Below are 24859 nucleotides of genomic sequence, written 5' to 3'. Positions count from 1 at the left end.
CCTTTCATCCCCCTTCAAATCCCATTTTCGGTATTCTGACGATAATTTCTGTGCCGTTGGTTTCGCTACTTTCAATCTGGAGTGTTGCTCCAACTTTTGCTGCGTCTTCATTCATTTGCAGTATCCCGTAATGAGGTTCCTTCATAGCGGTGGTCATTGCTTCGTACAAAGAGAAGCCGACGCCGTCATCTTTGATTTTGAGAAAAATCTGTTCTTTTTGATAGCTCAATAAAATATTCAGTGAAGTAGCCTGCGCGTGTTTGATGCAGTTCTGCATACTTTCCTGGGTGATGGAATAAATGACTTTTTCCGTCAATAAACTTAACCGCGTCTGAGCGCCCCGCCGTTCAAAAGAAATCGCCAGGCCGTTGTGTCCGTCCTTCTTCAAATCGTCGACCTTTTTTTGGATTGCCAAATCCAAACTGAGGTTTTCGGTGGGGTGGGGGCGAAGGGCATAGATCGAATCCCTGATTTCTTTCAGGCCCTCCCGCAATGTATCATTGCTGCTATTGATCATCCGCAGGGCCTCTTGCGGGTGAGAAGGGATTCTCCGGGCGGCGCTGTCAAATTTCATGACGGCCCCAGCCAGAGTCTGGGCAATGCCATCATGGATATCGTGCGCAATGCGGTTGCGTTCTTCCAGCAAAATCCGTTGTTCTTTTTCAGTGAACAGCAATTGGGTTTTCAGGAAAATAGCCAATTGGTTTGAAATCGTTGAAATGGAATGGACATCTTCCACGACAAAACTGTTGGTGCGGATCTTTGTCAGGATCAGGCAGCCGATCAATTCATTGTCCAGTATCAGCGGTGCGTACACGGCTGCCTGCATGTTCTTGTCAAAGCAGCCGGATAACGGGGCCAGATCAAGATCCTGTTTATTAAACACTTGGGTGGTGCGGATTTTCTCCAGTTTTGAGAAGTCCTCTTTTTCGAGGGCTTCGTGCAAATTCGTGCCGCTTCCTTCCGAAAATGCCAGTTTCCAATTGTCCTGATCATCTTTGGTGAACAAAAAGCTTTCTTCATAAAAAACCACATCACTCAACAGCAATTTGATATCACGATCCCATTCCTTTGTCGGAATGGATTTGTTCAATTCGGAAGAAAAATGGAACAATGCCTTCAACCGCTGCTTATCAGCACGCAGACGCAAAATGGTCGAACTGATGAATGCCAGAAAGATCAAAGGGGAGAGGAAGAAGAAGTAAGAAAAAATGTCCACTTCTCCCCGATTTTGACCACCCAGGTAATACAGGAGAAAACCGTATACCAATGATATGCCGAAACTGAAAAGTTCCCCTTTTCCTTTTTCTATCCAAATGTCCACTGTGTATTTTTCCGGACGGAGAAAAAGAACAGTATCGACCATGAAATTATTTAACACGTAGAAGATGGCGATAAAAACAAATAGAGATATAAAGTTCTTCCACATTTCCGGAGCACTTAACAAAGGCAGGAATGTACTCTGGAACAGGTGGGCTCCGGTCAAACTCAAAACGAGCTGGGCAGGATTGAAGAAAATAATCCGCAATGGCCTGCGGTTGATCCATGTGGTCAAAAGCACCCCGAGAAAATAAAGGATGATTGTAATCTCGATTCCATAAATAAGGTATGTAAGGAATACAATCGGGAAGGTGAGGGAGGAATTCCCTTTCCTGAAAGGCATCGGATAATGTTCACAGATGAAAATGAAAGTCAGAAGGAATAACAATTCAAACGGTTTTTCAATAGCCGGCAACTGAAGCAGTGCGAACACTGCCAGCGACCAGCCAATTAAGGATACGGCCATCATGAATAGTTGAGCGCTGTGATGCCTGGTGGATATCTGTTTCAAGCTTGTCTCACCTGCCCGGAAGAATATTTTGGATACTGTGAAAAAAATATCTATACAATTTCTGAAACCTTAACAATTTGGATGCCGGAGTCCAGCAGAGACTTGGATATTTTTTCGGCAAACGCCAGGGCATTTTCCCCGTCTCCGTGAATGCAGATGGTATCTGCTTTCAATTCAGCCTCTGTTCCCTGGGTTGTCAGAACTTTGTTGGCACGGACCATCTGTTCCACGCGCGCGATGGCTTCGTCCGTATCTGTTATGAGCGCATCGACATCAGAGCGGGGCGTAAGAGAGCCGTCTCCCTGATAATTACGGTCAGAAAAGGCTTCACTTGCCGTTCGCAAACCGATATCATGACCTGCGGTGATCAGTTCGCTTCCAGCGAGACCGAACAGGATCAATGCGGGATTCACGTCGTAAACAGCTTCTGCAATCGCTTCTGCATAAACGGGATCTTTGGCGGCCATATTATATAAAGCGCCATGGGCTTTGACATGCTGCAGAATGCCGCCTTCCGCATTGACAAACGCTGACAGGGCACCAATCTGATAGACAACGAGTTCATAAATTTCCATTGCTGACAGTTGCAGGTTGCGCCTGCCGAAGCCCGGGAGATCCTGAAAGCCGGGGTGGGCACCGATGGCAACTTCTTTTTCCAATGCCATCCGTACGGTTCTGCGCATCGTTCCCGGATCACCGGCATGAAAGCCGCAGGCGATGTTGGCCGAACTTACGTAATCGAGGATATCTTCGTCCTGCCCCAGTTTATAAACACCGTAGCCCTCTCCCATATCGCAGTTCAAATCGACTTTATAGGTCATTTCATATCCCTCCTTTTTAAACGGATCGCATTTTTCAAGCAATTTATCGTATGTTCCTGAAGCTTCAGCAAACGCTGGGCTTCTTCAACGCTGACTTCAGTGAATCGCAGGCGGTCTCCCGGCTTCAGCTGGCTGATGAGCGGAAGATCCACCGTGATGGCTTCTGCTATCTTCGGGTATCCGCCGACTGTCTGGCGGTCGGCCATCAGGATAATTGGATTGCCATCTGCTGGTACCTGGATGGAACCGAAGACCACGGCCTCAGATATCATTTCCTGCGCTTCTGCAAGTGCCAAGCGTAGCCCATCGAGCCGGTAGCCCATGCGGTCCGATTGGGAATTTACAGAAAAAGTTTCTGATAAAAAGTCTTTTCGGCTCTGTTCGGAAAACAATTCGAACTGTCGGCCTTTCGTTATCCGGATCACCGGGTTGGGCGAATAGGAAGGTGCAGGTACAAACCAGGAACCATTATGAGCTGCTGATTTCTGAGCGGCGCTTGCTTCACCGATTGCCAGTTGGTCGCCGGAATCCAAAGCGCGTCCTTCATATCCGCCAAGCTCTGCCCGTGCGTATGTGGAGCGGCTTCCCATTACTGCCGGAACATCAATTCCGCCTGCAACCGCCACGTAGCAACGGCTGCCGGACCGAGGCTTACCAAACGTCAGTGTTTGTCCTTTTGTTACAGGAATCGCCCGCCAGCATCCCACAACTTTGCCGTCCAATTGAGGGGTGAGATTGCCTCCGCAAATCGAGATGACGTGGTCTTCATCAAAATGAATGGAAGGTCCCATTAAAGTTATTTCCAGTGCCGCAGCATTTTCTTTATTGCCTACGAGCAGGTTGGCAATGCGCAGGGCATAGGGATCCATCGCACCGGATCCCACCACACCATATTTCTGGAAGCCTGTTCGTCCAAAATCCTGTACGGTTGTCTGCATACCGCTTTTATGTATGGTCAGCATTTTCTATTTCCTCCAAAGTTTGATATTCCTCAGCTGTAATTCGGCGAAAAACAATAGTGTCTCCCGCCCGCAGCAGGCTCGGAATTTCTTTTTCCGGCAAAAACAGCCGAGTCGGTGTGCGGCCAATCAGTTGCCAGCCGCCTGGTGTGGAAATGGGGTAAACGCCGGTCTGGTTCCCGGCGATTCCGACACTTCGCTCGGGAATGCTGACGCGCGGAGATTGTCTGCGCGGCGCTGCGATTTTTTCGGACATGCCGCCGAGATATGGAAATCCGGGCGCAAAGCCGATCATGTGGACGGTATAGCTTGTCCCGGTATGAATCGCTATCACTTCTTCCGTGCTTAAGCCATTGTGCTGCGCCACAAATTCAAGGTCCGGTCCATAATCGCCGCCGTAGCATACAGGGATTTCGATGGTGCGGGGCGGTGAAGGCGTGATTTCGGAAGCTTCTTTCAGCAAAGCGGTTAATCCCGATTTCACTTCGCCATATGAGATGTGCAATGGGTTGTAAAAGATTGAAACCGTCGTGAACGCGGGAATAAATTCAGTCATCCATTGCGGGCTATTCGCTTCGAGAAATGAAGATATCGCAAGTATCTCTTTTTGCGTATGTTCATTTATTGCGGTACCGACTTCAATGACGATTGCCTGGTCACCGAGCGGAGAAAAAGAATAATCCATGAAGACCCTCCTGTTTCTTGATTAATCTGATTATTTTCTAAGTATAGAGCTTTAAGGAGGAGGACGGAAGGGGAGCGAAGGTAATATTGGCTGAGAATTGACGAGTTGGGAATAAATCGGGGAAAGTTGGGAGTATTTCAGGTGAAGTTGGGAATAAACAGGACAAAGTTGGGAGTATTTCGACCAGAGTTGGGAGTAAACAAAAATACGCCAAAGAGGAGCTGTCGCGTTTCCTCTATAAATACCTTAGGGCATAGAAATCACAAGGAATTTCCAGTACGATAAGAGTAAGAATAGTAAGGGAATGAGGCGTCTCCAATGATTGAAGGGCAATTTAAACGCGTAAAAGAAGCTACTTACCTGTCGACTGAAAAAAGTGAAACGTATCGCGCGATTCTGCGCTATTTTTATATACAGCACGAGCGCATGAAGGAATTTTTATTTCCGGAAGAAATTTTGGCGCATTTGAAAGGGTATGCTTCTTTCCACTCCTACTCGGTCGAAGAGCTGCATGTTGATCTTGATGCGCTCGTCAGGTGGGGAAATCTCCTGGCTCAGCAGGAAAGTGGCAATGTCCGCACGATTGAGGAATACAAAAGACGGCGTTTCCGCTATCAGTGCACACCGTATACGGTGGAGTTTGAACGGATGCTGGTGAATTTCGAGCAGGCAGGCGACACTTTCGGCGGGTCACTCGAGAAGACGCAGTTTGAGCGCCTGTATCAATCGCTTCAGCATATCGCGGATTCCGGAAACGACAGCGATGAAATCTGCGCGCAGCACTGGGATGATGTGATTACGTATTTCAATAAAATCAGGCAGAATACATCTGATTATTTCGCTTACCTGCTTAGTGAAGATGCTAATGAGCAAATGAAATCCGAAGCATTTCTCGCTTATAAAGATCAGTTCACCACTTATTTGCGGGATTTCATCATCGCCCTGCAGCGCACAGCTTCACAAATCCAGGGGCTCCTATTGTCAATGGAACGGCAGGAAATGAAACGCTTTTTTGAAAAAGTGGCAAGGCATCGGGAAAAGACCTTCCGCTTTGAACAGCTCGGAACAGATGAGCTGACTGAATTGGAAGCAATCTGGACCAATGTAAGGGACTGGTTCTTAAGCGGAGACGACAGCCAGTATCAAATGCTGCAGCGAAGAACCAATGACGCGATTCGCCGCATTACGCGGATTGTTCAGCGCCTTGGAGAACGCAATCTGCAGCTCCGGAGCCGCAAAGAGGATTATCTGCATTTGGCGAAATGGTTTGCAGGCATGGATTCGATTGAAGAAGCCCATAAATTATCGTCAGTGGCGTTTGGTGTATTCAATACGCGCCATTTCCATTCGGACCATATTCCAACAGATGATATTTACACGGACACGTGGCAGGAATTGCCGATGGACCATGAGACCTTGCCGAAAGTGCGCGAGTACGGCGAAAAAACGAAAGCGACGGAAATGGTCGACCAGCGGAGCCGGAAAGAAGAAGCGAAACGCCTTCATCTTGAACAGCGCCAATATGAAAAACGGGTCGTCGAGCAATACATGAACGGCAGCGAGATTCTGCTGCACGAGCTGCCGGTCGTGGAGCCGCATGTCCGGAAACTGCTGCTGTCGTGGATCGGCAAAGCAATGATGAGGGAAGACCGGACGATCAAGACTGAATTCGGCACGAAAGTGGAAGTTACACTGGACCCGCATGAAACGGTGCAGCTGCGTTCGCAGGACGGCACGCTTGAAATGCCGAACGTCCGCTTCCGCTTTGTCAGAGAAGAGGTGAAATCATGAACGAACGAGAAGAACGTTTCGACGAATTGACGGAAGAAGCGCTGGCTATTTTGTTCGAACAATTTTGGGTGCTGCGGGCAGATGAGCCGCAGGCCTATAAATTGATTCGTGAACGGGAACATAAGCTGAAGCGCTATATCAGTGATAAGTTCGGCTTTGATTTGATCATTCATCAGCATTTTATTAAACTCGAAAAAATTCCGGTGGAGCCGAAATCTTGGATGGGCATTCAGTCGTTTTCGGAGCCGATGGATTACGCCATTTTCTGCAGTGCACTCGCTTTTACCGAACAGCGCTCGGTCGATGAACAATTTTTGCTGTCGGATTTGGTCGAAAGTATACAGGAAATGTACCAAGGGGAATTTCCGCTCGACTGGACCAATTACCAGCACCGGCGCTCGCTTGTCCGGGCATTGAAAGAAGTGGTGCGGTTGAAATTGATCAAAACGATCGACGGCAGCCTGGAACTGTTCCAGTCAAATGAAGAAGAGGAAGTGCTGTATGAAGTGTCGATTTATGGACGTTATTTTCTGCGTTCTTTTGCGGAAGAGCTTTACCGCTTTCATTCCATGGAAGAGTTGCTGGAAAGTGACTGGCAGCGGCATTCCGATGATCTCCGGCGCAAACGTGTCTACCGGAAGTTGATGTTTTCTCCGGTGGTGCACCGGGAAAGCGCGGAAGATCCGGATTTCGCATATATCCGAAATTTCCGCAACCGGCTTCGGGAAGATTTGGAAGAACATACGCCTTTTCGACTGGAAGTTTTCAAAAATGCCGCATTTCTTACACTGGCAGAACGGAAAAAGCGCTATACATTATTGCCGGATCAGCGGGGAATCAGTGACGCAGCGTTGCATACGATGGCGCATATCCGCAAGCACGTAAATCTGGAAGTGACGGAGCTCGGGACAATCCGTCTGCCACGTTCCTCTTTTGAAAGCCTGATTGCAGAAGTGAAAGAAATTTACGGGCGGGGCTGGAGCAAGCAGCACCGGGAAGAGTCGGCCGGAGAAACGGCGAAGAAAATTCTGGAGCTTTGGCGGGATTGGGAAATTGCAGAAGAAGAACCGGACAGCGGCATGGTCGTTGTGAAACCGGGAGCGGCACGCATGATTGGCCATTACCCCAAAGACTTTGGGACAGAAAAGAGTGAGCAACTTGAAAGATAAATGGAAAATGAACCGGGCAGGGCTGCTCAATTTCTGGTATTACGATGAAGAGACGTTCGATTTTGAAAACGGCAAACTGCTTCTGCGCGGCAGCAACGGTTCCGGGAAATCCGTGACGATGCAGAGCTTTCTGCCGGTTCTGCTGGATGGCAAAAAATCACCGGACCGGCTGGATCCTTTCGGTTCAAAATCACGCCGGATGGAAGATTACCTGCTTGGGGAAAAAGAAATCACCGACCGGGAAGAGCGGACAGGCTATTTGTTCCTCGAATACAAAAAAGAACATACGAATGAATACATCACAACCGGGATCGGTATGCAGGCGAAACGCGGGAAAGATTTGAAGTCTTGGGGCTTCGTCATTACCGACAACCGCCGGATCGGCCATGATCTGGAATTGTATAAAATGGAAAACCAAAGCGGTAAAAAAGTAAAGATTCCGCGTTCCCGCATTGAACTGGAAAACTTGATCGGAGATGGCGGGGAAGTTGTAAAATCCAATCAGGAATATATGATGCTCGTCAATAAACACATTTTCGGTTTCGAGACGCAGGAAGCGTATGAAGATCTCATCAAACTGCTGATTCAGCTGCGGAGCCCGAAGCTGTCCAAGGATTATAAGCCGACAGTGATTTACGAAATTCTGGAAGACGCGCTGCCGCCTTTATCGGATGACGATTTACGTTATTTATCTGATTCGATTGAACAGATGGACCAGACCAAACAGCAAATTGAGCAGCTCGACCGCGAAGTGAATGCGCTCCAGAAATTGACGAAAGCCTATGATGCCTATAATCACCGGATTTTATTCGACCAGATTACTGAATTGAAAAAGACGGGGGCGCGCGTCAAAAAAGAGCAGGAAGAGCAGCAGCGCCTGACTGATGATCTGCAAAAGACTATGCTCGAAATCGAAAAACTCGAAAAAGAAATCAAGGAACGGGAGCAAACAGAAGGGGCGCTTCGCAAAACGAAAGACCGGCTGTCGACACACCGGGTCTGGTCGCTCGAAGAAGAACGGAAAAAACTGCAGCAGGCGACTGAAGAAAATCGGCGCAAGTATGAGCGTGCCGATGATCGTGTATCGGAATTGACGAAAAGAGAACGGCGGATCAGAGCAGGTATTGATGAGAAATCCGATGATATTGCGATGCAGTCGAAGGTTTTGGCAGAACATGTGGAAGATATGGAATATGAAAGCGAAATGAGTGCTTTTTCACAGCATGCGCAAAACGCCAGTGATTTCGAGCGGCACCGTTCAGAAGCTTTCCTTTTCGATGTCTGGAAAAATGAAACCGCGGCGCACGACAAAATGCTATCGGAAGGCCATGCCAAAATTCAGGAATTCGAATTGCTGAAAGAGAAAATGCAGCAAAAGCAGAAAGAAATTGGCGAAGAAGAAAAAGAACGGGACAGTGCGAGGCAAAGCGAAAAAGCCTGGATGGCAACACTGTCAGAAGACAAGCAGAAAAAGATAAGCGAAATTCATGAGTGGTCACTGGCCAACAGCCGGTATGGGATTGAAGAAGAAACGTTCGGGCAGGCATCGCGTTTAATGGATGAGTTGTATGAGGCACATCCTTACGATAGAGTGAAAAACCAATTTCATGTTTATGTCGAAGCTTTCGACAATCGATTGAAAATGGAGCGGCTGGACAAAGAAGCTGAAACAAAGAGGCTGCAGGAAGAGAAAAGCAAGAAAAACGGGAAACTTGCGGAAAGAAAAGCGCAGCAGGATCCGGAACCCGAGCGGCAGCCAGCAACAACAGAAGCGCGTCGGCTGCTGCGGGACCAAGGCGTGGAATTTGCGCCTTTATATGAAGTCGTTGAATTTCAGCCGGATATTTCTCCCGAAATCCAAAAACGAATCGAGAGCGCGCTGGCGGAAACCGGATTGCTTGATGCGCTGGTGGCACAAAGTGATTTGAAGGTAACCCATGACCGTGTTTTATTGCCAAATCCGAATATGCTGGCACATACACTGGCGGGTTATTTGAAGCCTGACATGAAGCAGTCGGTTGTTCCGGTGGAGCGGGTGGAAGAAATTCTGCAGAGCGTGCTGATGGGAGACAGTTCAGCGCCGATCGGAATGGATGAAGACGGAACTTATCGCCTCGGTGTTTTGTCGGGGCATGCCGTGCCGGTTGAAGAAGTCCGTTATATCGGAAGAGAAGCGCGCAAACGCCACCGGGAGATGCTGATTGCAGAGCTGGAACGGGATATTTACGAAATTGACCAGCGCATTGCGGAATTGTCTGTACAAAAAACGGAGCTGACATTGGAACTCGAGCAGTCCACCGAATCGTGGCGCAGTTTTCCAGAAGACGCCGATTTGCGTACGAGCTTTGACGAAATTAAAGACACTCGCCGGTTGATCGGTCTGCACAACCGGAAAATCGAAACACTGGGGAAAGATTACAGCGAGCTGGACAGGAAATACCAGATCGCCAAGCGGGAAGTGCATGAAAAAACGGCTTTGCTTGGACTTGGTGCCACAGCCGCTGTTTACAGAGAAGCATTAAACCAGCTGAGAAAGTATGATAAAAAGCTGAATGAACTGCACCATATGCATATGAAGTTTATCCATGTCAGCGATAATATGAAAAAAGAGCAGGAAATTTTGGAAGATCTTATGTCGGATATCGATGTTCAAAAAGGTGATTTGAATGTGCTGGAAGATGCGATTGCCGTTGCTGAAAAAAATCTCCGGCAAATGGAAGAACAACTGGCTTTGGAAGGCGCGGATGATGTCCGGAGGCAAATCCGCTCTGTGCAGACTGAACTTGCAGAAGTGGAAGAGGCATTGAGAGACAATCGCATCGATTTGCCTGCCCGTCAGGAACGCGGAAAAACGCTGACTGCGGCGAAACTGCAATCAGCAGAGCAATTGGCTTTCTGGAAAAACATGCACAGCAGCTGGGAAGGAGCTGTCCAGCAGGAAGTAAAACGCGGTTTTATTGAATTTGAAACGACTGAAACACCGGGCATTGGACAAATTGAAACGGCATTAAAAGCGGATGCTGCGAAAGAAAAGAGCCAGATTGAAGCCAGGCTGACGCGCGATTTTTATGAAGTGCAAACTGATCTGGCAGAACACCGAATGCGCGATTATCCTGTTGAAGCACAGTTGGAAGAGTGGATGGAAGCAGTGGAATCGGATGAATGGCTGTCAGTCATTGAGCAGTGGAAAACGAAGACGTCCCGCCGTATCGTCGATTTTGATAAACGAGGCATTCAGGTGACGCCTTATGCTTTGTATAAAGAAACGGCAGAAGACCATTTTATCCAGGAAAACCGGCTAAACGAGCAGGATGAGGAATTGTATAAAGAAATCCTCTATAACTCGGTTGGCAATAAACTGCGTAGCCGCATTGGGCGGGCGGAAAAATGGACCGAGAAAATGAAAGCGCTCATGGAAAGCCGGGACTCATCTTCTGGATTAAAGTTCTCAATCAAATGGCAGCCGCGCACGGCGGATTCAGAGCAGGAACTCGACACGAAAGAACTGGTCGGTTTGCTGAAGCAGGATGCGCGACTGCTGAAAGATGAAGATATCGAACGTATCTCCGTCCATTTCCGTTCCAAAATCGAAGCGGCAAAAAGATGGATGGAAGAAAAAGGGGAAGGCCAGACACTTTTGCAAGTGCTGAAAAGCGTCCTCGATTACCGCAAATGGTTTTCGTTTGTGCTGTTTTACGAACGTACAAACGAAAAACGCCGTGAACTGACGAATAATAAATTCTTCACCTTCAGCGGCGGAGAAAAAGCGATGGCGATGTACATTCCATTGTTCACTGCCTGCTATTCGCGCTATCAGGAAGCGGCGGATACTGCGCCTTACATCATTTCGCTTGATGAGGCCTTTGCCGGAGTCGATGAAAATAATATCAAAGAGATGTTCGAGATCATCGAGCAGCTCGGGTTTGATTATATGATGAATTCGCAGGTGCTATGGGGCGATTACGAAACAGTCAGTTCACTGGCGGTATGTGAATTGGTGCGGCCGAAAAATGCGGATTTTGTGACGGTGATTCGTTATAAATGGGATGGCAAGTCGCTGAATGAAGTATCAGAAGGCGACACGGAAAGTGTGATGGCTGAGTGAGAGATGAACGCAGCAATTTAGTACAGCAGGCAGCCGAATATTTTTCGGGAGAAAAAGTGTATAAAAAATTATTTACTATGTTCCGGAAGAAAATTGAATCGTTCGGAAGAATTGGCGGCAAAGTAAAACTAGAAGCTCTTACTGAGAAAGAACTTGAACCGATTGCGTTATTCTATGGTACATCTGTGAGCGCGCTGAAAAAGAAAAGTAGCTTGTCACTGGCTTCGTTTGAAAAGCAGCTGCAAAAGACGAAGTTTGAAGGTGTCGGCCTCCATGAACTGCTGGAAACTTATTTCGGCGAACCGATCCGTTCAAAAAAATCAGTTAAAGATGAGAAACGTGAGCAGGAAGAAGAGGCGCTGTCGGTTTTTACAGCAGAATATCCGTTACTGTCCGACTATCTGAGCTATCTTGGCAAAAGAAACAACGATTCCTATTGGATCGTTCGTATGCTTTTGACAGATGACTTCAGGCCGGCAGTACGACATTTGGCGAAAGTGAATGAAAATCTGCCTGAAGTTTACGAGCGGCTGCCGTTTTTCAGCCAGCGGATTACAGGAGATCCCCATACGTTCGATTTATCGACGATGAACGGCAAGCTGCTCATCCACTTTCTGCACTTCAAGTTGACGGAAACAGGCGCTGTGCCGACACAGACTGAAGCGATCAATGAATTGCTGCTGAATTTTCGGATTTTGCGTGATGACATTACAAATTTTGTGTCGTTCTCCAATCTGCTCGGGGAACAGAACGACGCTGTACATCCAGTCTGGCAGGCAGCCGTTGAAACCGGCGTTGCTGTCAATATGCCTCTGCGCGAACTTTTGAAGATTAATAAGGTGGTGCCAGTTGCCGGATCTCAAGTTTATATTGTCGAAAATTCGGGAGTCTTTTCTTCGCTACTTGATCTGGCACCGCATGCCCCGCTGATCTGTACGCACGGGCAGTTTAAACTGGCGGGTCTCAGACTGATTGATTTTCTTGCGGCGTCTGGCTGCCAAATTAATTATGCCGGCGATTTTGATCCCGAAGGTGTAGCGATGGCAGTCCGGTTATTGGAGCGTCATCCGGAAAATGTACAGCTTTGGCGGATGAATGCAAACTCGTACGCTGAGTCAGTGTCTTCGGTGGAACTGGGGGAGCGTCTGGGGAAATTAAATAATATCAGCCATCCGATCGTTGTGGAGTTAATCGAAGAAATGAACCGTGTCGGAAAAGCGGGTTATCAGGAAGCGTTGCTTGAGAAAATGGCGGGAGATTTATCAGGATATATGAAGAGTAATTTAAAATGAATTTTAAAAGCTGTCTCCGGAATTTCTGGAGACGGCTTTTCCTGTTTTAGACGAGTTGGGAATAAATCGGGGAAAGTTGGGAGTATTTCAGGTGAAGTTGGGAATAAACAGGACAAAGTTGGGAGTATTTCGACCAGAGTTGGGAGTAAACAAAAATACGCTAAGGAGGAGCCGGCGCGTTTCCTCTATTTGTGACCCGTTAGCTAAGTTGGGCATATTCCGACTGGAGTTGGGCATATTTCAATTAAAGTTGGGCATATTCGACCCAAAGTTGGGCATAAGCCCAAATCTTCAAGTCGGCTGGCGTTGATTCCAGAGCGTGAACACAGTTTTTCTGCTGCCTATAAATATTTCGTTATTTTCTGTTAATTACTGTTGACCACCCCGGTCGACAGGATTATAATGGAATCGACCATAGTGGTCTAAAGAGGAGGGGAAGACCCGAAATGGAGAAATTCAAAGGCCTCGATGAAGAGAAACAGCAGAAAATATTGGATGCGGCATTGATGGAATTTGCGGAGCATGGGTATGAAAAGGCGTCGACAAATCGGATTGTCAAAGAAGCTGGCATCGGCAAGGGAATGCTGTTTTATTATTTTGGAAGCAAAAAGGATCTATATGAGTTTCTGGCAGAATACAGCCTCGATTTTGTCGTAGAGAAATACTTTTCCCGGATCAATATGACGGAAACGGATTTTATCGAACGTTTAAAACATACATCGCAAGTGAAGTTTGAGGCGCAAAGGGAAAACAAAAATGTGTTTAATTTCCTGGGGACTTTTATGCTGACGGCGGACTTTAAGCTGGCTCCGCATATACAGGAAAAATACGAAGCTATGCAAAAGACAGGGAATGCAATGATTTATGAAGATGTGGATTTATCGCTTTTCCGTGATGATGTTGACGTGCAAAAAGCATTTAAGCTGATTCGCTGGTCGATTGAAGGCTATCAGAACGAAATCCTGCACAAGTTGCAGGGACAAAGCATGGTGTCGATTGATTTTGATCCGTATTGGGAGGAATTTTACGAATATCTGGAGATTTTAAAGAAAAGTTTCTATAAGAAAGGGGAGCGGAATCGATGACTATTCTTAAAACGACAGGCTTAACAAAAAAATTCGGGGATTTTGCGGCGCTTGATGGCGTGGATATCGAAGTGGGCAAAGGGGAAGTCTATGGATTTATCGGCCCGAACGGTGCTGGGAAGTCGACGACCATTCGTGTATTGCTCGGAATCCTGAAGGCTACGGAAGGGCAAGCGACGATTTTCGGCAAGGATGTCTGGAAAGATGCGGTTGATATTCACAAGCGGGTCGCTTATGTACCGGGCGACGTCAATCTATGGCCCAACCTGACTGGAGGGGAAGTCATCGATTTATTCATCAAACTCCGGGACGGCAACAATGCATCACGCCGTGAAGAACTGATTCGCAGATTTGATTTGGACCCAAGCAAAAAATGCCGCACCTATTCAAAAGGGAACCGGCAAAAAGTTGCACTGATAGCAGCCCTTTCATCGGATGCCGACCTGTACATTCTCGATGAGCCGACTTCCGGTCTTGATCCTCTGATGGAACGGGTTTTTCAGGAATATGTCAAAGAAGCGAAGGCGCAAGGGAAAAGCATCCTGCTGTCGAGCCACATCCTGTCCGAAGTCGAACAGCTTTGTGACAAGGTGGCGATTATTCGCCAGGGGAAAATTATTGAAACCGGTACATTGAAAGAACTCCGACATTTGACCGGCACGATGCTGCTGGTGGAAACAAAAGAACCGATGCCGCAATTGGGGGAAGTCCCTGGCGTTCGGGGCATTGAGCAAAAAGATGGCGCCTTGTCTTTCCAAGTGGAGCAGGAAGAACTCGATAATGTGGTGCGTTACGTCAGCCGGTTCGGCATCATCCGGATGGAGAGCGCGCCGCCGACACTGGAGGAATTGTTCATGCGCCATTATGAAGGGACAGGAACGGGAGGCGCGTTGTAATGGATAAACATTTATTCGCGGGCACGGGAAAATTAAGCCGCTTTATCCTGCGGCGGGACCGGATTCGGATGCCGGTCTGGATCTTCAGTTTTGTGTTTGCGACAGTTGTTATCGGGGTGGCGCTGGCAGGTCTCTATGAAAATGCGCAGGAACGTCAGGCCATCGCAGCGACGATGGAAAACCCCGCCATGACGGCAATGGTCGGCCCAGGGTATGGAGTGGCGAATTACACAATGGGAGCGATGCTGGCCCATCAGATGCTGCTTATGACCGCCGTCGTCGTTGGCTTGATGAGCGTGCTGCTGGTAATCCGCCATACCCGGACTGATGAAGAGGAAGGGCGCATCGAAATGGTGCGGTCACTGCCGGTTGGGCGGCTTGCCAATGTCACCGCCACGTTGGCCATGCTGTTTTTGGTCAATATCGTTCTGGCTGTCGTAACTGGAGCCAGCTTGTATGCATTGAATATTGACAGTATGGATCTGGAGGGTTCGTTCCTGTATGGTGCAGTGCTGGGGGCGACGGGCATGATCTTTGCTTCTTTGACCGCTGTCTTTGCGCAGCTTTCCCATAATGCCCGAAGTGCCGTCGGACTGTCGATCGGTTTTTTGCTGGCAGCTTATATTGTGCGGGCAATCGGCGATGTCGGCAATGAGGCCATTTCCTGGTTATCGCCGTTGGGCTGGATTTTACGGTCGGAAGTTTATGTCAATAATATTTGGTGGCCGGTGCTGCTGACGGTGGGTGCCGCCATCCTGTTCGGTGCACTGGCAATGTATCTGAATGCCATACGGGATTTGGGGGCGGGCTTTCTGCCGGCCAGAGCCGGCAGAATTCACGCTTCGCCCCTTCTGCAGGGTCCTTTGGGGCTCGCTTTCCGGTTGCAGCGGACAGGGCTGATCGCTTGGGCCGTCGCCATGTATGTGCTCGGTGTTTCCTACGGTTCGGTGATGGGGGACATGGAGTCCTTCTTTGCAGATGTGGATATTATGCAGGAATTGCTGGTTCCGGTGGAAGGGTTCTCACTTGTCGAACAATTTATTCCGACACTGATGTCGGTCATGGCGATCATCGCTACAATTCCGGTGCTCATGGCCATTCTGAAGCTGAAGGGTGAAGAAAAAAATGGCCGGACCGAGCATGTTTTGGGGCGGGCGGTTTCAAAAAATCGCTTGCTCGGCAGTTACCTGCTGATTGCCCTGATCGCCAGTTTCGTGATGCTTTCCCTGGCCGGACTGGGTTTGGGCACAACCGCAAATGCAGTAATGGAAGGAGGGGTGGATGTTGGCATGGTCTACGAGGCGGCAATGGCTTATTTGCCTGCTGTTTGGGCAATGATTGGCCTGACCGTGCTGCTCCTCGGCTGGCTGCCGAAGTTCACCGGTGTTATCTGGTTGTATTTAAGCTTTTCCTTTTTTGTCATTTACCTCGGCAACCTGTTCCAATTGGCGGAATGGGTGGAAAGATTGACGCCCTTCGGTTATATTTCGGGTTTGCCGATCGAACAATTCGATTTGCTTCAAGCAGCAATGCTGACATTAATCGCTGTGGTTGGAGTGGCCGCCGGATTTGTGGGATATAATAGAAGGGATATTGGTTGATAGGGACAAGAGAGGTTTAAGTCCCTTCACTTTGTGTGGTCTTCAAGAGGTTTTTCCGGACCACGAACTGTCGAACGAGCGCATTGCTCTTTCGGCAGTTTTTTTATTTTGATATTATTTCAAAAAAATTACACATTGAGGCGATTTTTTTACCTTTTATATTGGAATGGAAAATTGTCAAAGTATTTATAGGAATAGCGGTTGATTTTTCGAGAATAAGTTGTATTATTACATTATGCAATATATCGCAAAAAATATTTCGAGTCTCATTAATATATTTGAATAATATATATGCGACCCCATAAAAGAAAATCAGAAAAGGTTAAAAGGAGGAAAATCGATGGACAGCAAATTATCATTTAAGTCGTACGCAGTTGTCGGAATGATGTTATTCGCATTATTTTTCGGGGCAGGCAATTTGATTTTTCCGGCGCAACTCGGCCAATACGCAGGAACAGAAGTAGCGATTGCAATAATCGGATTTTTGATAACAGGTGTGGGATTGCCGCTTCTGGGAATTGTGGCAATCGGCTATTCGAGAAGTGAAGACCTTCAGGATCTTTCGAGCCGGGTGCATCCTCTGTACGGTGTTCTTTTCACTTCGTTGCTGTACTTGACGATCGGACCGTTTTTTGCTCTTCCAAGAACGGGCGCTGTTGCGTACGAAGTGGGAATCGCTCCGTTTGTCGGTGAGAGTTCTGCCGCTGCCGTCTTGTTGGTGTTCTCCATCGTCTTTTTTGCCATCGCTTTGGTAATATCATTGAATCCTTCTAAAATTGTCGACAGTATCGGGAAATTCCTGTCCCCGGCAATTTTGGTCACGTTGGCTGTGTTATTGGCAGCAGCTTTCATCACGCCGATGGGCCAAGCCGGTGCACCACAGGGAGGTTATCTCGATAACGCCTTTATGACAGGCTTCCTGGAAGGCTATAACACAATGGATGCGCTGGCGTCATTGGTATTCGGGATTATTGTCATAGCTGCGATTCATAAAATGGGAGTAAAATCCCCGAAAGGTGTGCTTGCGGCGACGTTGAAAAGCGGGCTTGTAGCAGCTGGGCTATTGGCCGCGGTCTATGCGGGCATCGCTTTCCTGGGTGCGACGAGCAGCGGCACCCTGGGTCTGCTGGAAACAGGCGGACCGGTGCTGAGCGGCGCTTCCGCCCATTACTTCGGAACGTTCGGCACATTGTTGATTGCGGTCATCATCACGCTTGCCTGCCTGACCACTGCAATCGGGTTGATTGTAGCCAATTCGGAGTTCTTCCATAAACTTACCCCTAAAGTCAGTTATAAAATTTACGTCGTCATTTTCTCTGTTTTTTCATTGATCGTTGCAAATGCAGGTCTTTCCAATATCATTACGTATTCCATTCCGGTATTGATGTTCCTGTATCCTTTGGCCATCGTCCTGATTCTTCTGGCGTTCACATCGTCATTGTTCCACCATGCACGTCCCGTTTACGTGGCAACGATAACTGTTACGTTCTTTATCGCAATCATCGACGGGTTCAAAACACTCACCGGAACACTTGGTGTGGAAAATCCCGGCTGGCTTCAAACAATTATCGATTTCTACGGAACAGTCTTGCCGCTGTACAATGAAGGACTTGGCTGGCTGTTGCCGGCTGTGCTGACAATTGTGGTCACAGGTCTTCTCGTCCCAAGCAGAAAAGGGGCAGATGTTGAAGCTGTGAGAAACTGATGAAAAGAAAAGAAAAAGCTGTTCGGAAGCGTCTGCTTCCGAACAGCTTTTTTATTGGTGATTTGTTATTTTGCATTCATTTCTTCAATGGAACGGATCCAATTGTTTTTTGACAGAGAAATCAGGCGTTCGGCATCTTTTTCCTTGAATGCCTGAATGATCTCTTCATGCTCTTTCCAGGAAACTTCCGTCAGTTCAAGCGAGTGATGGAAAAATTGCCTTCTGACATGGGATTGCAGGCGACTCAGCATGGTAGTGATATAAGGATTCTGAGCCGCTTCGATAATGATTCGATGGAACTCTTCGTCAATTTTGAGCGCATTGAAACTGTCTTTTTCTTTAATCGCCTGAGCAAAACGAAAATTCGTTTCCTCCAGGCGGCTGATTTGTTCTTCAGTGATATTCGGCACGGCGAGTTCTCCGGCCAAAGCCTGCAAAACAGCAAGCGCGGGCAGCAAATCCTTGATGTCTTCTTTGAAGACTTCCGTGACCGTGGTGGCTTTTCCTGGATACATTTTCACAAAACCGACCACCTCCAGCAGTTGAAGCGCCTCGCGAATGGGGGTTCTGCTCAAGTTAAGAGCCTGGGCCAGTTCAATATCCGTCAGTTTTTCCCCTGGCTGCAGGGTGCCGTCAATGATCCATTGTTCAAGTTGGAAGTATGCATTTTCTTTTGCACTCCTGCGAACAGGTTTTGAATGGTTAGTTGGAACCGGCATAATAAATCTATCCTCTCTGAAACGATTGATATTATTCCATTATACGCCAATTAAGCGGAAATGGCAGCAGCAATATGCAGTATATCTCTGTAGGGATCCGAAATAGTTATAAAAAGAAAATCCACACAAAGACAGGGGCGAGAAACGACCCGAACACAGCGCTCAACGACATGGCCACAGAACTGATGGAGGCTTCCTGCGGACCGTATTCCAGAGCTTTGGCTGTTCCGATGCCGTGAGCCGATGCCCCTAAGCCCATTCCGATGCCGATTGCACTCTCGATGCGGAGCAATCTGAGAAAAGCCGGACCGAGGATAATGCCGGTGAATCCTGCAATCATCACGAACACTGCCGCAAGGGAAGGGATTCCACCCAGCTGTTCGGAGACTTCCATTGCAACGGGTGTAGTAATCGATTTCGGCAGCACGGACAGAATCAGAAGATGGGAGAAGTCGAATGCCTTTGCCAGAGCGATGCCGGTGGACATCCCGGTGACAACTCCCACAAAGATGCCTGCCAGCACCGGAACCACATTATCAAGTACAAGTTTCCGCTGTTTATACAAAGGAATTGCCAAAGAAACGACTGCCGGTCCCAGCAGCCGGTCAATCCACTCGCCGCCGATCATATAGGTATCGTAAGAGATGCCGGTGGCCAATAAGAACAGCACAATGATGAAAGTGGCGGTCAAGGCAGGCATTAAAAATGAATAATGGAACTTGATGTAAATAAGGTTCAGCAGAAAATAGGCGGCAAATGTCAAGGCGATGAAAAAAAAGGCAACTGACAAGGTTTCCATCATTCGACCCCCTGTTCTTTTTCAGTTTTGCGGGCGAGGTATTGGCTGGTCCAGCCCGAAGCGGCCATCGTAAGCAAGGTACTGAAAATCAGGATGACAATCAGGAATGCCCCTTTGCCGGCAAATGTAGATATGTATTCGATTACCCCGACAGTGGCGGGAATAAAGAACAAAGGCAAAAAAGACAGCAGCAAAGTTGCGCCGGATTCCACAAAGCGCAGTGGAAACAGCTTCAGCGATAACGCGCTGAACATGAGCAGAAATCCGATGATGCTGGCGGGAAGGGGAATATTAAAAAGCTCGCGCATTAATTGCCCGAGCAGAAAGAAGCCGTATATAAAAATGAATTGCAGAACGAAAAGTAAGATTTTCATAGCGCCAATGCCGCCTTTCCTTACAGAATTGAAAAGAACCTGAGCAGTTTTCCATAATAAGCTATTCTACAGTATTTCAATCGAAAAGCGAAAAAACGGTCAACAGAGAGAGAAGATCAATCAAATGGTTGAAACTTCTTCATTCCTTGGTCCGTAGAGATAGAATAGAAAAGAATGGAGGAATGGACATGAGCAATTATACAATCAGGGAATTCATTGAAAAAACCAGACAGGACGAACGTGAAAATGATTATTTCGAACTTGAGACGGAACGGATTCTGGAAGTGAATCTTGATGGGTTGGTATGGGCAAAAGCCGGATCGATGATTTCTTATACGGGCCAGCTCAAGTTTGCCCGGGAAGGGGTTTTGGAACACGGTCTCGGTACGATGTTCAAAAAAGCGTTGACAGGTGAAGGCACTTCGTTGATGAAAGCCGACGGACGGGGACGCCTGTACCTCGCTGATCAGGGTAAGAAAATTACGATTTTTGAATTGAATAACGAGACGATTACGGTGAACGGCAACGACCTGCTCGCCTTCGAACCCGGCATCGAATGGGAGACCAAATTGATGCGGAAAGTGGCGGGCATGATGGCCGGCGGTTTGTTCAACGTCACGCTGAAAGGCAAGGGGCGGGTTGCCATTACGTCGCATTACGAGCCGCTGACCCTGTTGGTCAAAGCCGGTCAGCCGGTTATCACCGATCCGAATGCGACAGTCGCCTGGTCGGGCAATCTGACACCGGAATTTCGGACGGACGTCAGCTTCCGCACGTTTATCGGTCGCGGCAGCGGGGAGTCGATCCAAATGGAATTCCAGGGTGACGGGTTTGTCATCGTGCAGCCGTTTGAAGAAGTCTATACGGCGGGCAACGGCTCCAGCTGAGCCGGCTTCAGGTTTAATCTAATGGCAGGAAGCTGGAGAAAAAGCATTCATTTCTCCAGCTTTTTACATGGGAAGAATATTCTGCAAAGTATGGTATGGAATCCAGGGAAAAAAGACAGATTCTTTGAAAGATACTGGTTTCATCAGTTGCTTTTTGCCTTGTATATTGTAAGATGGCTAATGTAACGCATCGAATCATCTAATGTTATGAAAGGTTCAATCCACATGCATTACGTCCTCAGGAGGAACCCGGATGGATACAAATCTGAATTTTAAATCTTACCTTATTATCGGCATGATGCTGTTTGCTCTATTCTTTGGTGCCGGAAACCTTATTTTTCCTGCACAATTGGGACAATACGCCGGGACGGACGTCGGCATTGCCATCATCGGATTCCTGATTACCGGTGTCGGCCTGCCGTTGCTCGGAATATTGGCCCTCGGCTTTTCTAAAAGTAACGATTTGCGTGATCTTTCGAGCAGGGTCCACCCGGTTTACGGCCTGGTCTTCACTGCTCTGCTGTATTTAACGATCGGACCGTTTTTTGCATTGCCGCGGACAGCCGCAGTCGCGTATGAAATTGGCATTGCCCCGTTCACAGCCGGCAGTTCTGAATCGATGATCTTGCTCGTTTTTTCCATCATCTTTTTTGCCATTGCCCTGTCGTTATCGTTAAACCCTTTGGAAATCGTCAATAAAATTGGGAAATTCCTTTCCCCGGCCATTCTCGTGACCCTGGCGGTATTGCTGGTGGCAGCTGCTGTGATGCCGATGGGCGCAATTGGTGCCCCACAGGGCGATTACGTGAACAATCCTTTTATGACAGGATTTCTTGAAGGTTATAACACGATGGATGCCTTGGCATCTCTGGTCTTCGGGATAATTGTCATCGCCTCAGTTCGCAAGTTGGGGGTGCAGTCGGCAAAAGGTGTCCTGGCTGCAACCTTGAAAAGTGCCGTGATTGCTGCGGCCCTTTTGGCGATTGTCTATACAGGCATTGCTTATCTTGGTGCTACCAGCACATCTACGCTTGGTCTGCTGGATACCGGCGGACCGGTTTTGAGCGGCGCTTCCTCCCATTATTTTGGCACGTTCGGCATGTTGTTGCTGGCAGTTATCATCACATTGGCCTGCCTGACGACTGCAGTCGGCCTGATTGTGGCGAATGCAGGCTTCTTCAACAAATTGACGCCGATGATCAATTACAAAATCTATGTCGTGATTTTCTCCGTCTTTTCATTGGTTGTTACGAATGCCGGGCTGGCGAACATCATTGCCTTTTCAATTCCCGTTCTGCTGTTCCTGTATCCTCTGGCAATTGTGCTCATCATGCTCGCGTTCCTGTCTCCATTGTTTAAGCACCGCCGCCTTGTTTACGCGGCTGCAATCTTCGTCACTTTTTTTATCGCCATTATCGATGGGATGAAGACGCTGACAGCTTCCCTCAACCTTGAAAACCCTGGTTGGCTGCAGGCGGTCATCGACTTTTACGATGCGGTTCTTCCTTTGTACAGTGAAGGTCTCGGCTGGCTGTTGCCGGCAATAATCACTATCCTCATTACCGGAATCATCGCCCGCTTCAGCGGCGGTGAAGGGGTAGTATCGGCTGATCAACAGGATTGAACAAATTGCCAAGCTTGAAAAATGCTTTGATCCCTTTGGGTTTCAAAGCATTTTTTTATTGCGTGCAGAAACTCCGTAGAATTTGGAAAACAACTGTCAGTTTGACGGCCTGAGAATAGGGAATAGAATAATACGATAACATTCAGGGAGGGGCAGGAAAATGCTGACTTTAGTGCCGAGCAAAAACATGGAGACAATTGCAGTGGAAATCGAAGGACACGTAACAGAAGATGACTTATTGAAACTCGATAAAGTTATACAAGAAAAGTTTTCGGAAAAAGGGGAGTTCAATCTTTATGCCATCCTCTATCATTTTGAAAGTGCATCTTTCAAAGCATTGGTCGAAGAGCTGAAAATTGATGTCAAGCGTTGGAGCCAATACAATAAGCTGGCCGTAATCAGTGATGACAAAGCAGTTGAAAAAATGGTTGAAGCCAGTGATTTACTGCCTTCCATCAAAACGAAGCATTTCGATATCGATCAGATGGAAGCAGCCTGGGAATGGATTGGAGAATAAGCAAAAGACGTTTCGCACAGAGAAAGTGCAAAACGTCTTTTTTTGTTGTTCAGAATTCAGTGCTTGAAATCACAGTCTTCCCTCCCCGCCTGTTTTTCCGTAGAAATAAGTGTATTGGGAGAGGCTTTGTATTACACTTATTATATGATAAATGGGTTTATGCAGATAGGATGAGGTTTTATGAAAAAGGAATTGACGATTAAGTTGAACGATAAATCGAAAGTTGAGATTGCCGGAGGATATCCCCTGATCACAAAAGATTCGCTTGAGGACATCGACTCTTTGAAAGAAGAAGGCACGATTCTGAAGCTGACAGACAAACAGGGGCGATTTGTGGCAAAAGGCTATTACGGCAACCAGAACAAAGGCGTCGGATGGGTATTGACCCGAAAGGCAGAAGAAGAGGTTGACCAGGCATTTATCGAGCGGAAGCTGATTGACGCATTGCGTCGCCGCCGCGACTTCTTCAACGATCCGGATACAAATGCGTTCCGGTTGTTCAATGGGGAAGGGGACGGGTTTGGCGGTGTGATCATCGATTATTACGATGAGTATTTCTTGGTAAGCTGGTACAGCGAAGGCGTCTATTCGTTCAAGGAACAGCTTGTCGCAGCACTGCACAACGTGGCCGATTTCAAAGGGATTTATGAGAAAAAACGCTTTGATACAAAAGGGCAGTACATTGAAGACGACGATTTTGTAGCGGGGGAGCGCGGGGAGTTTCCATTGATCGTCAAAGAAAATGGCGTCAATTTCGCCATCTATTTGAATGATGGGGCGATGACCGGGATATTCCTCGATCAGCGGGAAGTCCGTCAGGCCATCAAAGAGAAGTATGCTGAAGGAAAAACGGTTTTAAATACTTTTTCCTATACCGGCGCTTTTTCCGTTGCCGCGGCCATCGGCGGAGCAGCCAAGACCACAAGTGTCGATTTGGCAAAGAGAAGCAATGCCAAAACGATTGAACAGTTCAGTGTCAATGGGATCGATTATGAAAGCCAGGACATCCTTGTCATGGATGTTTTCAATTACTTCAAATATGCCAAGCGCAAGGAATTGAAGTTCGATATTGTGATTCTTGACCCGCCCAGCTTTGCGCGTTCAAAAAAATATACGTTCAGCACGTCGAAGGATTACACAAACCTGATGAAAGAAGCGATTGCCATTACAGAAGATCGCGGCGTCATTGTGGCTTCAACCAACAGCGCTTCATTCGGCATGAAAAAGTTCAAAGGGTTTATTGGCCGGGCATTCAAGGACCTGGGGAGGAAGTACACGATCGTCGAAGAATATTCCCTGCCGCCGGATTTTCGGGTGGATCCGAAATTTTCAGAAGGCAATTATTTGAAAGTCCTGTTTGTGAAGCTGAATTGATGCTGGCATAACCAAGTTGCAATGAAACTCTGCCGTAACAGGAGAGAAGATGTGACGGAAGTTTGAGGATGGCCCACTTTTTTCGCTGCTTTTCCCGTAATCCGCTTGTAGTGGTGGGAGCTCCTCTTCTATAATGATGGATAGAATGAGTGAGGAGTAGAAGAGTTTGAAAAATGCGTTAGGTCAATTTCGTTTTATGGGTATAGTTGAAGGCGGATCGTTGTTGCTTCTTTTGTTTATTGCGATGCCGCTGAAATATTTGTTTGGCATGCCGGAAGCGGTCAGTGTCGTAGGCGCCGTTCATGGCGGCTTGTTTACGGTTTATGTGCTGATGACGATCTACGCCACTTTCGCCGTACGATGGCCGTTCCGTTTTGCCATCGGTGCTATCGCGGTGGCATTTATCCCGTTCGGCAATTTTGTTTTGGACAGAAGGCTCGAAAACTGGAAACAACTGAAAGCAGCTTAAGACACGCGGGGAGCAAGTCCCCGGGTGTCTTTTTGGTGTGCCCGGCATGGGCGTAATCTATAGGGTGCGAGTCCCGAACTGTGAAGGCAGAAGTAACAGTTAGCCAAGCGCAAGGGTGTCCACGGCGACGTGGAATCTGAAGGAAGCGGGCGGCAA

20 protein-coding genes are annotated in these 24859 nt (G+C 47.8%); 13 read left to right on the top strand and 7 right to left on the bottom strand.

Going from position 1 to position 24859, the window contains the following annotated elements; all coding sequences use genetic code 11:
* Positions 1-4: 4 nt before the first annotated feature.
* From DIJ65_RS09220 to pxpB, 4 genes are read right to left on the bottom strand one after another with little or no spacing between them, the layout of a single operon-like run.
* Entirely contained in the window at positions 5-1831 is a 1827-nt protein-coding gene (locus tag DIJ65_RS09220; protein ID WP_230321356.1) for a sensor histidine kinase, read from the bottom strand.
* A 50-nt stretch (positions 1832-1881) separates the two neighbouring features.
* Entirely contained in the window at positions 1882-2652 is a 771-nt protein-coding gene (locus DIJ65_RS09215; RefSeq protein WP_117301317.1) for a LamB/YcsF family protein, read from the bottom strand.
* A complete protein-coding gene (locus tag DIJ65_RS09210; protein WP_117301315.1) occupies positions 2649-3614 on the bottom strand; it encodes a 5-oxoprolinase subunit C family protein in 966 nt (321 codons plus the stop codon). The genes DIJ65_RS09215 and DIJ65_RS09210 overlap by 4 nt, the downstream gene beginning before the upstream one ends.
* A complete protein-coding gene (gene pxpB / locus DIJ65_RS09205; protein ID WP_071152230.1) occupies positions 3598-4296 on the bottom strand; it encodes a 5-oxoprolinase subunit PxpB in 699 nt (232 codons plus the stop codon). The genes DIJ65_RS09210 and pxpB overlap by 17 nt, the downstream gene beginning before the upstream one ends.
* A gap of 318 nt (positions 4297-4614) precedes the next feature.
* Between pxpB and DIJ65_RS09200 the strand changes: the two genes are divergently transcribed.
* From DIJ65_RS09200 to brnQ (DIJ65_RS09165), 8 genes are all read left to right on the top strand, one after another.
* Positions 4615-6087, top strand: coding sequence for a TIGR02677 family protein (locus DIJ65_RS09200; RefSeq protein WP_071152231.1), 1473 nt, complete (start codon positions 4615-4617; stop codon positions 6085-6087).
* Entirely contained in the window at positions 6084-7256 is a 1173-nt protein-coding gene (locus DIJ65_RS09195) for a TIGR02678 family protein (protein ID WP_071152232.1), read from the top strand. Before DIJ65_RS09200 ends, DIJ65_RS09195 begins: the two co-directional genes overlap by 4 nt.
* Positions 7246-11361, top strand: a complete 4116-nt coding sequence (locus DIJ65_RS09190) for a TIGR02680 family protein (RefSeq protein ID WP_117301313.1) — start codon at positions 7246-7248, stop codon at positions 11359-11361. The genes DIJ65_RS09195 and DIJ65_RS09190 overlap by 11 nt, the downstream gene beginning before the upstream one ends.
* 56 nt (positions 11362-11417) lie before the next feature.
* Entirely contained in the window at positions 11418-12653 is a 1236-nt protein-coding gene (locus tag DIJ65_RS09185; RefSeq protein WP_142836494.1) for a TIGR02679 family protein, read from the top strand.
* 446 nt (positions 12654-13099) lie between these two features.
* Positions 13100-13738, top strand: a complete 639-nt coding sequence (locus DIJ65_RS09180) for a TetR/AcrR family transcriptional regulator (protein WP_117301309.1) — start codon at positions 13100-13102, stop codon at positions 13736-13738.
* Positions 13735-14634: an ABC transporter ATP-binding protein gene (locus tag DIJ65_RS09175; protein ID WP_117301308.1), complete on the top strand. Its 900-nt coding sequence runs from the start codon at positions 13735-13737 to the stop codon at positions 14632-14634. The genes DIJ65_RS09180 and DIJ65_RS09175 overlap by 4 nt, the downstream gene beginning before the upstream one ends.
* Entirely contained in the window at positions 14634-16235 is a 1602-nt protein-coding gene (locus tag DIJ65_RS09170) for an ABC transporter permease (RefSeq protein WP_117301306.1), read from the top strand. The genes DIJ65_RS09175 and DIJ65_RS09170 overlap by 1 nt, the downstream gene beginning before the upstream one ends.
* Before the next feature lie 340 nt (positions 16236-16575).
* Complete coding sequence (gene brnQ, locus DIJ65_RS09165; RefSeq protein WP_117301305.1) at positions 16576-17940, top strand: branched-chain amino acid transport system II carrier protein; 1365 nt, start codon at positions 16576-16578, stop codon at positions 17938-17940.
* A gap of 65 nt (positions 17941-18005) precedes the next feature.
* Here the strand turns inward: brnQ (DIJ65_RS09165) and DIJ65_RS09160 are convergent, their stop codons facing one another.
* The 3 genes from DIJ65_RS09160 to DIJ65_RS09150 form a co-directional block, all read right to left on the bottom strand.
* Positions 18006-18659, bottom strand: coding sequence for a GntR family transcriptional regulator (locus tag DIJ65_RS09160; protein ID WP_117301303.1), 654 nt, complete (start codon positions 18657-18659; stop codon positions 18006-18008).
* A gap of 106 nt (positions 18660-18765) precedes the next feature.
* Positions 18766-19458, bottom strand: a complete 693-nt coding sequence (locus DIJ65_RS09155) for an LrgB family protein (RefSeq protein ID WP_117301302.1) — start codon at positions 19456-19458, stop codon at positions 18766-18768.
* Entirely contained in the window at positions 19458-19832 is a 375-nt protein-coding gene (locus DIJ65_RS09150) for a CidA/LrgA family protein (RefSeq protein ID WP_117301300.1), read from the bottom strand. Before DIJ65_RS09150 ends, DIJ65_RS09155 begins: the two co-directional genes overlap by 1 nt.
* 188 nt (positions 19833-20020) lie before the next feature.
* On the opposite strand from DIJ65_RS09150, the gene DIJ65_RS09145 reads away from it, so the two are divergent.
* The 5 genes from DIJ65_RS09145 (at position 20021) to DIJ65_RS09125 (ending at position 24703) form a co-directional block, all read left to right on the top strand.
* Positions 20021-20719 (top strand): AIM24 family protein, encoded by a 699-nt coding sequence (locus DIJ65_RS09145; protein WP_117301298.1) that lies wholly within the window; start codon positions 20021-20023, stop codon positions 20717-20719.
* A gap of 253 nt (positions 20720-20972) precedes the next feature.
* Positions 20973-22343: a branched-chain amino acid transport system II carrier protein gene (gene brnQ / locus DIJ65_RS09140; protein WP_117301297.1), complete on the top strand. Its 1371-nt coding sequence runs from the start codon at positions 20973-20975 to the stop codon at positions 22341-22343.
* Positions 22344-22503: 160 nt separating this feature from the next.
* Positions 22504-22860, top strand: a complete 357-nt coding sequence (locus DIJ65_RS09135; protein WP_117301295.1) for a SpoIIAA family protein — start codon at positions 22504-22506, stop codon at positions 22858-22860.
* Between the two features lie 180 nt (positions 22861-23040).
* Positions 23041-24234: a class I SAM-dependent rRNA methyltransferase gene (locus tag DIJ65_RS09130; RefSeq protein ID WP_117301294.1), complete on the top strand. Its 1194-nt coding sequence runs from the start codon at positions 23041-23043 to the stop codon at positions 24232-24234.
* Positions 24235-24400: 166 nt separating this feature from the next.
* Positions 24401-24703 (top strand): DUF3817 domain-containing protein, encoded by a 303-nt coding sequence (locus tag DIJ65_RS09125; protein ID WP_260678695.1) that lies wholly within the window; start codon positions 24401-24403, stop codon positions 24701-24703.
* The last annotated feature ends 156 nt before the right edge of the window (positions 24704-24859 follow it).

This window comes from Planococcus salinarum (assembly GCF_007004625.1).
Classification (GTDB): Bacteria; Bacillota; Bacilli; order Bacillales_A; family Planococcaceae; genus Planococcus; species Planococcus salinarum.
Note: the sequence above shows the minus strand (reverse complement) of the source record. Positions and strands in the feature narration are given on the sequence as shown.

Coding starts and splice junctions, on each gene's coding strand:
- DIJ65_RS09150 (WP_117301300.1), bottom strand. CDS start 19,832: ATGAAAATCTTACTTTTCGTTCTGCAATTCATTTTTATATACGGCTTC.
- DIJ65_RS09195 (WP_071152232.1), top strand. CDS start 6,084: ATGAACGAACGAGAAGAACGTTTCGACGAATTGACGGAAGAAGCGCTG.
- DIJ65_RS09180 (WP_117301309.1), top strand. CDS start 13,100: ATGGAGAAATTCAAAGGCCTCGATGAAGAGAAACAGCAGAAAATATTG.
- DIJ65_RS09130 (WP_117301294.1), top strand. CDS start 23,041: ATGAAAAAGGAATTGACGATTAAGTTGAACGATAAATCGAAAGTTGAG.
- DIJ65_RS09170 (WP_117301306.1), top strand. CDS start 14,634: ATGGATAAACATTTATTCGCGGGCACGGGAAAATTAAGCCGCTTTATC.
- brnQ (WP_117301305.1), top strand. CDS start 16,576: ATGGACAGCAAATTATCATTTAAGTCGTACGCAGTTGTCGGAATGATG.
- DIJ65_RS09210 (WP_117301315.1), bottom strand. CDS start 3,614: ATGCTGACCATACATAAAAGCGGTATGCAGACAACCGTACAGGATTTT.
- DIJ65_RS09215 (WP_117301317.1), bottom strand. CDS start 2,652: ATGACCTATAAAGTCGATTTGAACTGCGATATGGGAGAGGGCTACGGT.
- DIJ65_RS09155 (WP_117301302.1), bottom strand. CDS start 19,458: ATGGAAACCTTGTCAGTTGCCTTTTTTTTCATCGCCTTGACATTTGCC.
- DIJ65_RS09175 (WP_117301308.1), top strand. CDS start 13,735: ATGACTATTCTTAAAACGACAGGCTTAACAAAAAAATTCGGGGATTTT.
- DIJ65_RS09200 (WP_071152231.1), top strand. CDS start 4,615: ATGATTGAAGGGCAATTTAAACGCGTAAAAGAAGCTACTTACCTGTCG.
- DIJ65_RS09145 (WP_117301298.1), top strand. CDS start 20,021: ATGAGCAATTATACAATCAGGGAATTCATTGAAAAAACCAGACAGGAC.
- pxpB (WP_071152230.1), bottom strand. CDS start 4,296: ATGGATTATTCTTTTTCTCCGCTCGGTGACCAGGCAATCGTCATTGAA.
- DIJ65_RS09160 (WP_117301303.1), bottom strand. CDS start 18,659: ATGCCGGTTCCAACTAACCATTCAAAACCTGTTCGCAGGAGTGCAAAA.
- DIJ65_RS09135 (WP_117301295.1), top strand. CDS start 22,504: ATGCTGACTTTAGTGCCGAGCAAAAACATGGAGACAATTGCAGTGGAA.
- brnQ (WP_117301297.1), top strand. CDS start 20,973: ATGGATACAAATCTGAATTTTAAATCTTACCTTATTATCGGCATGATG.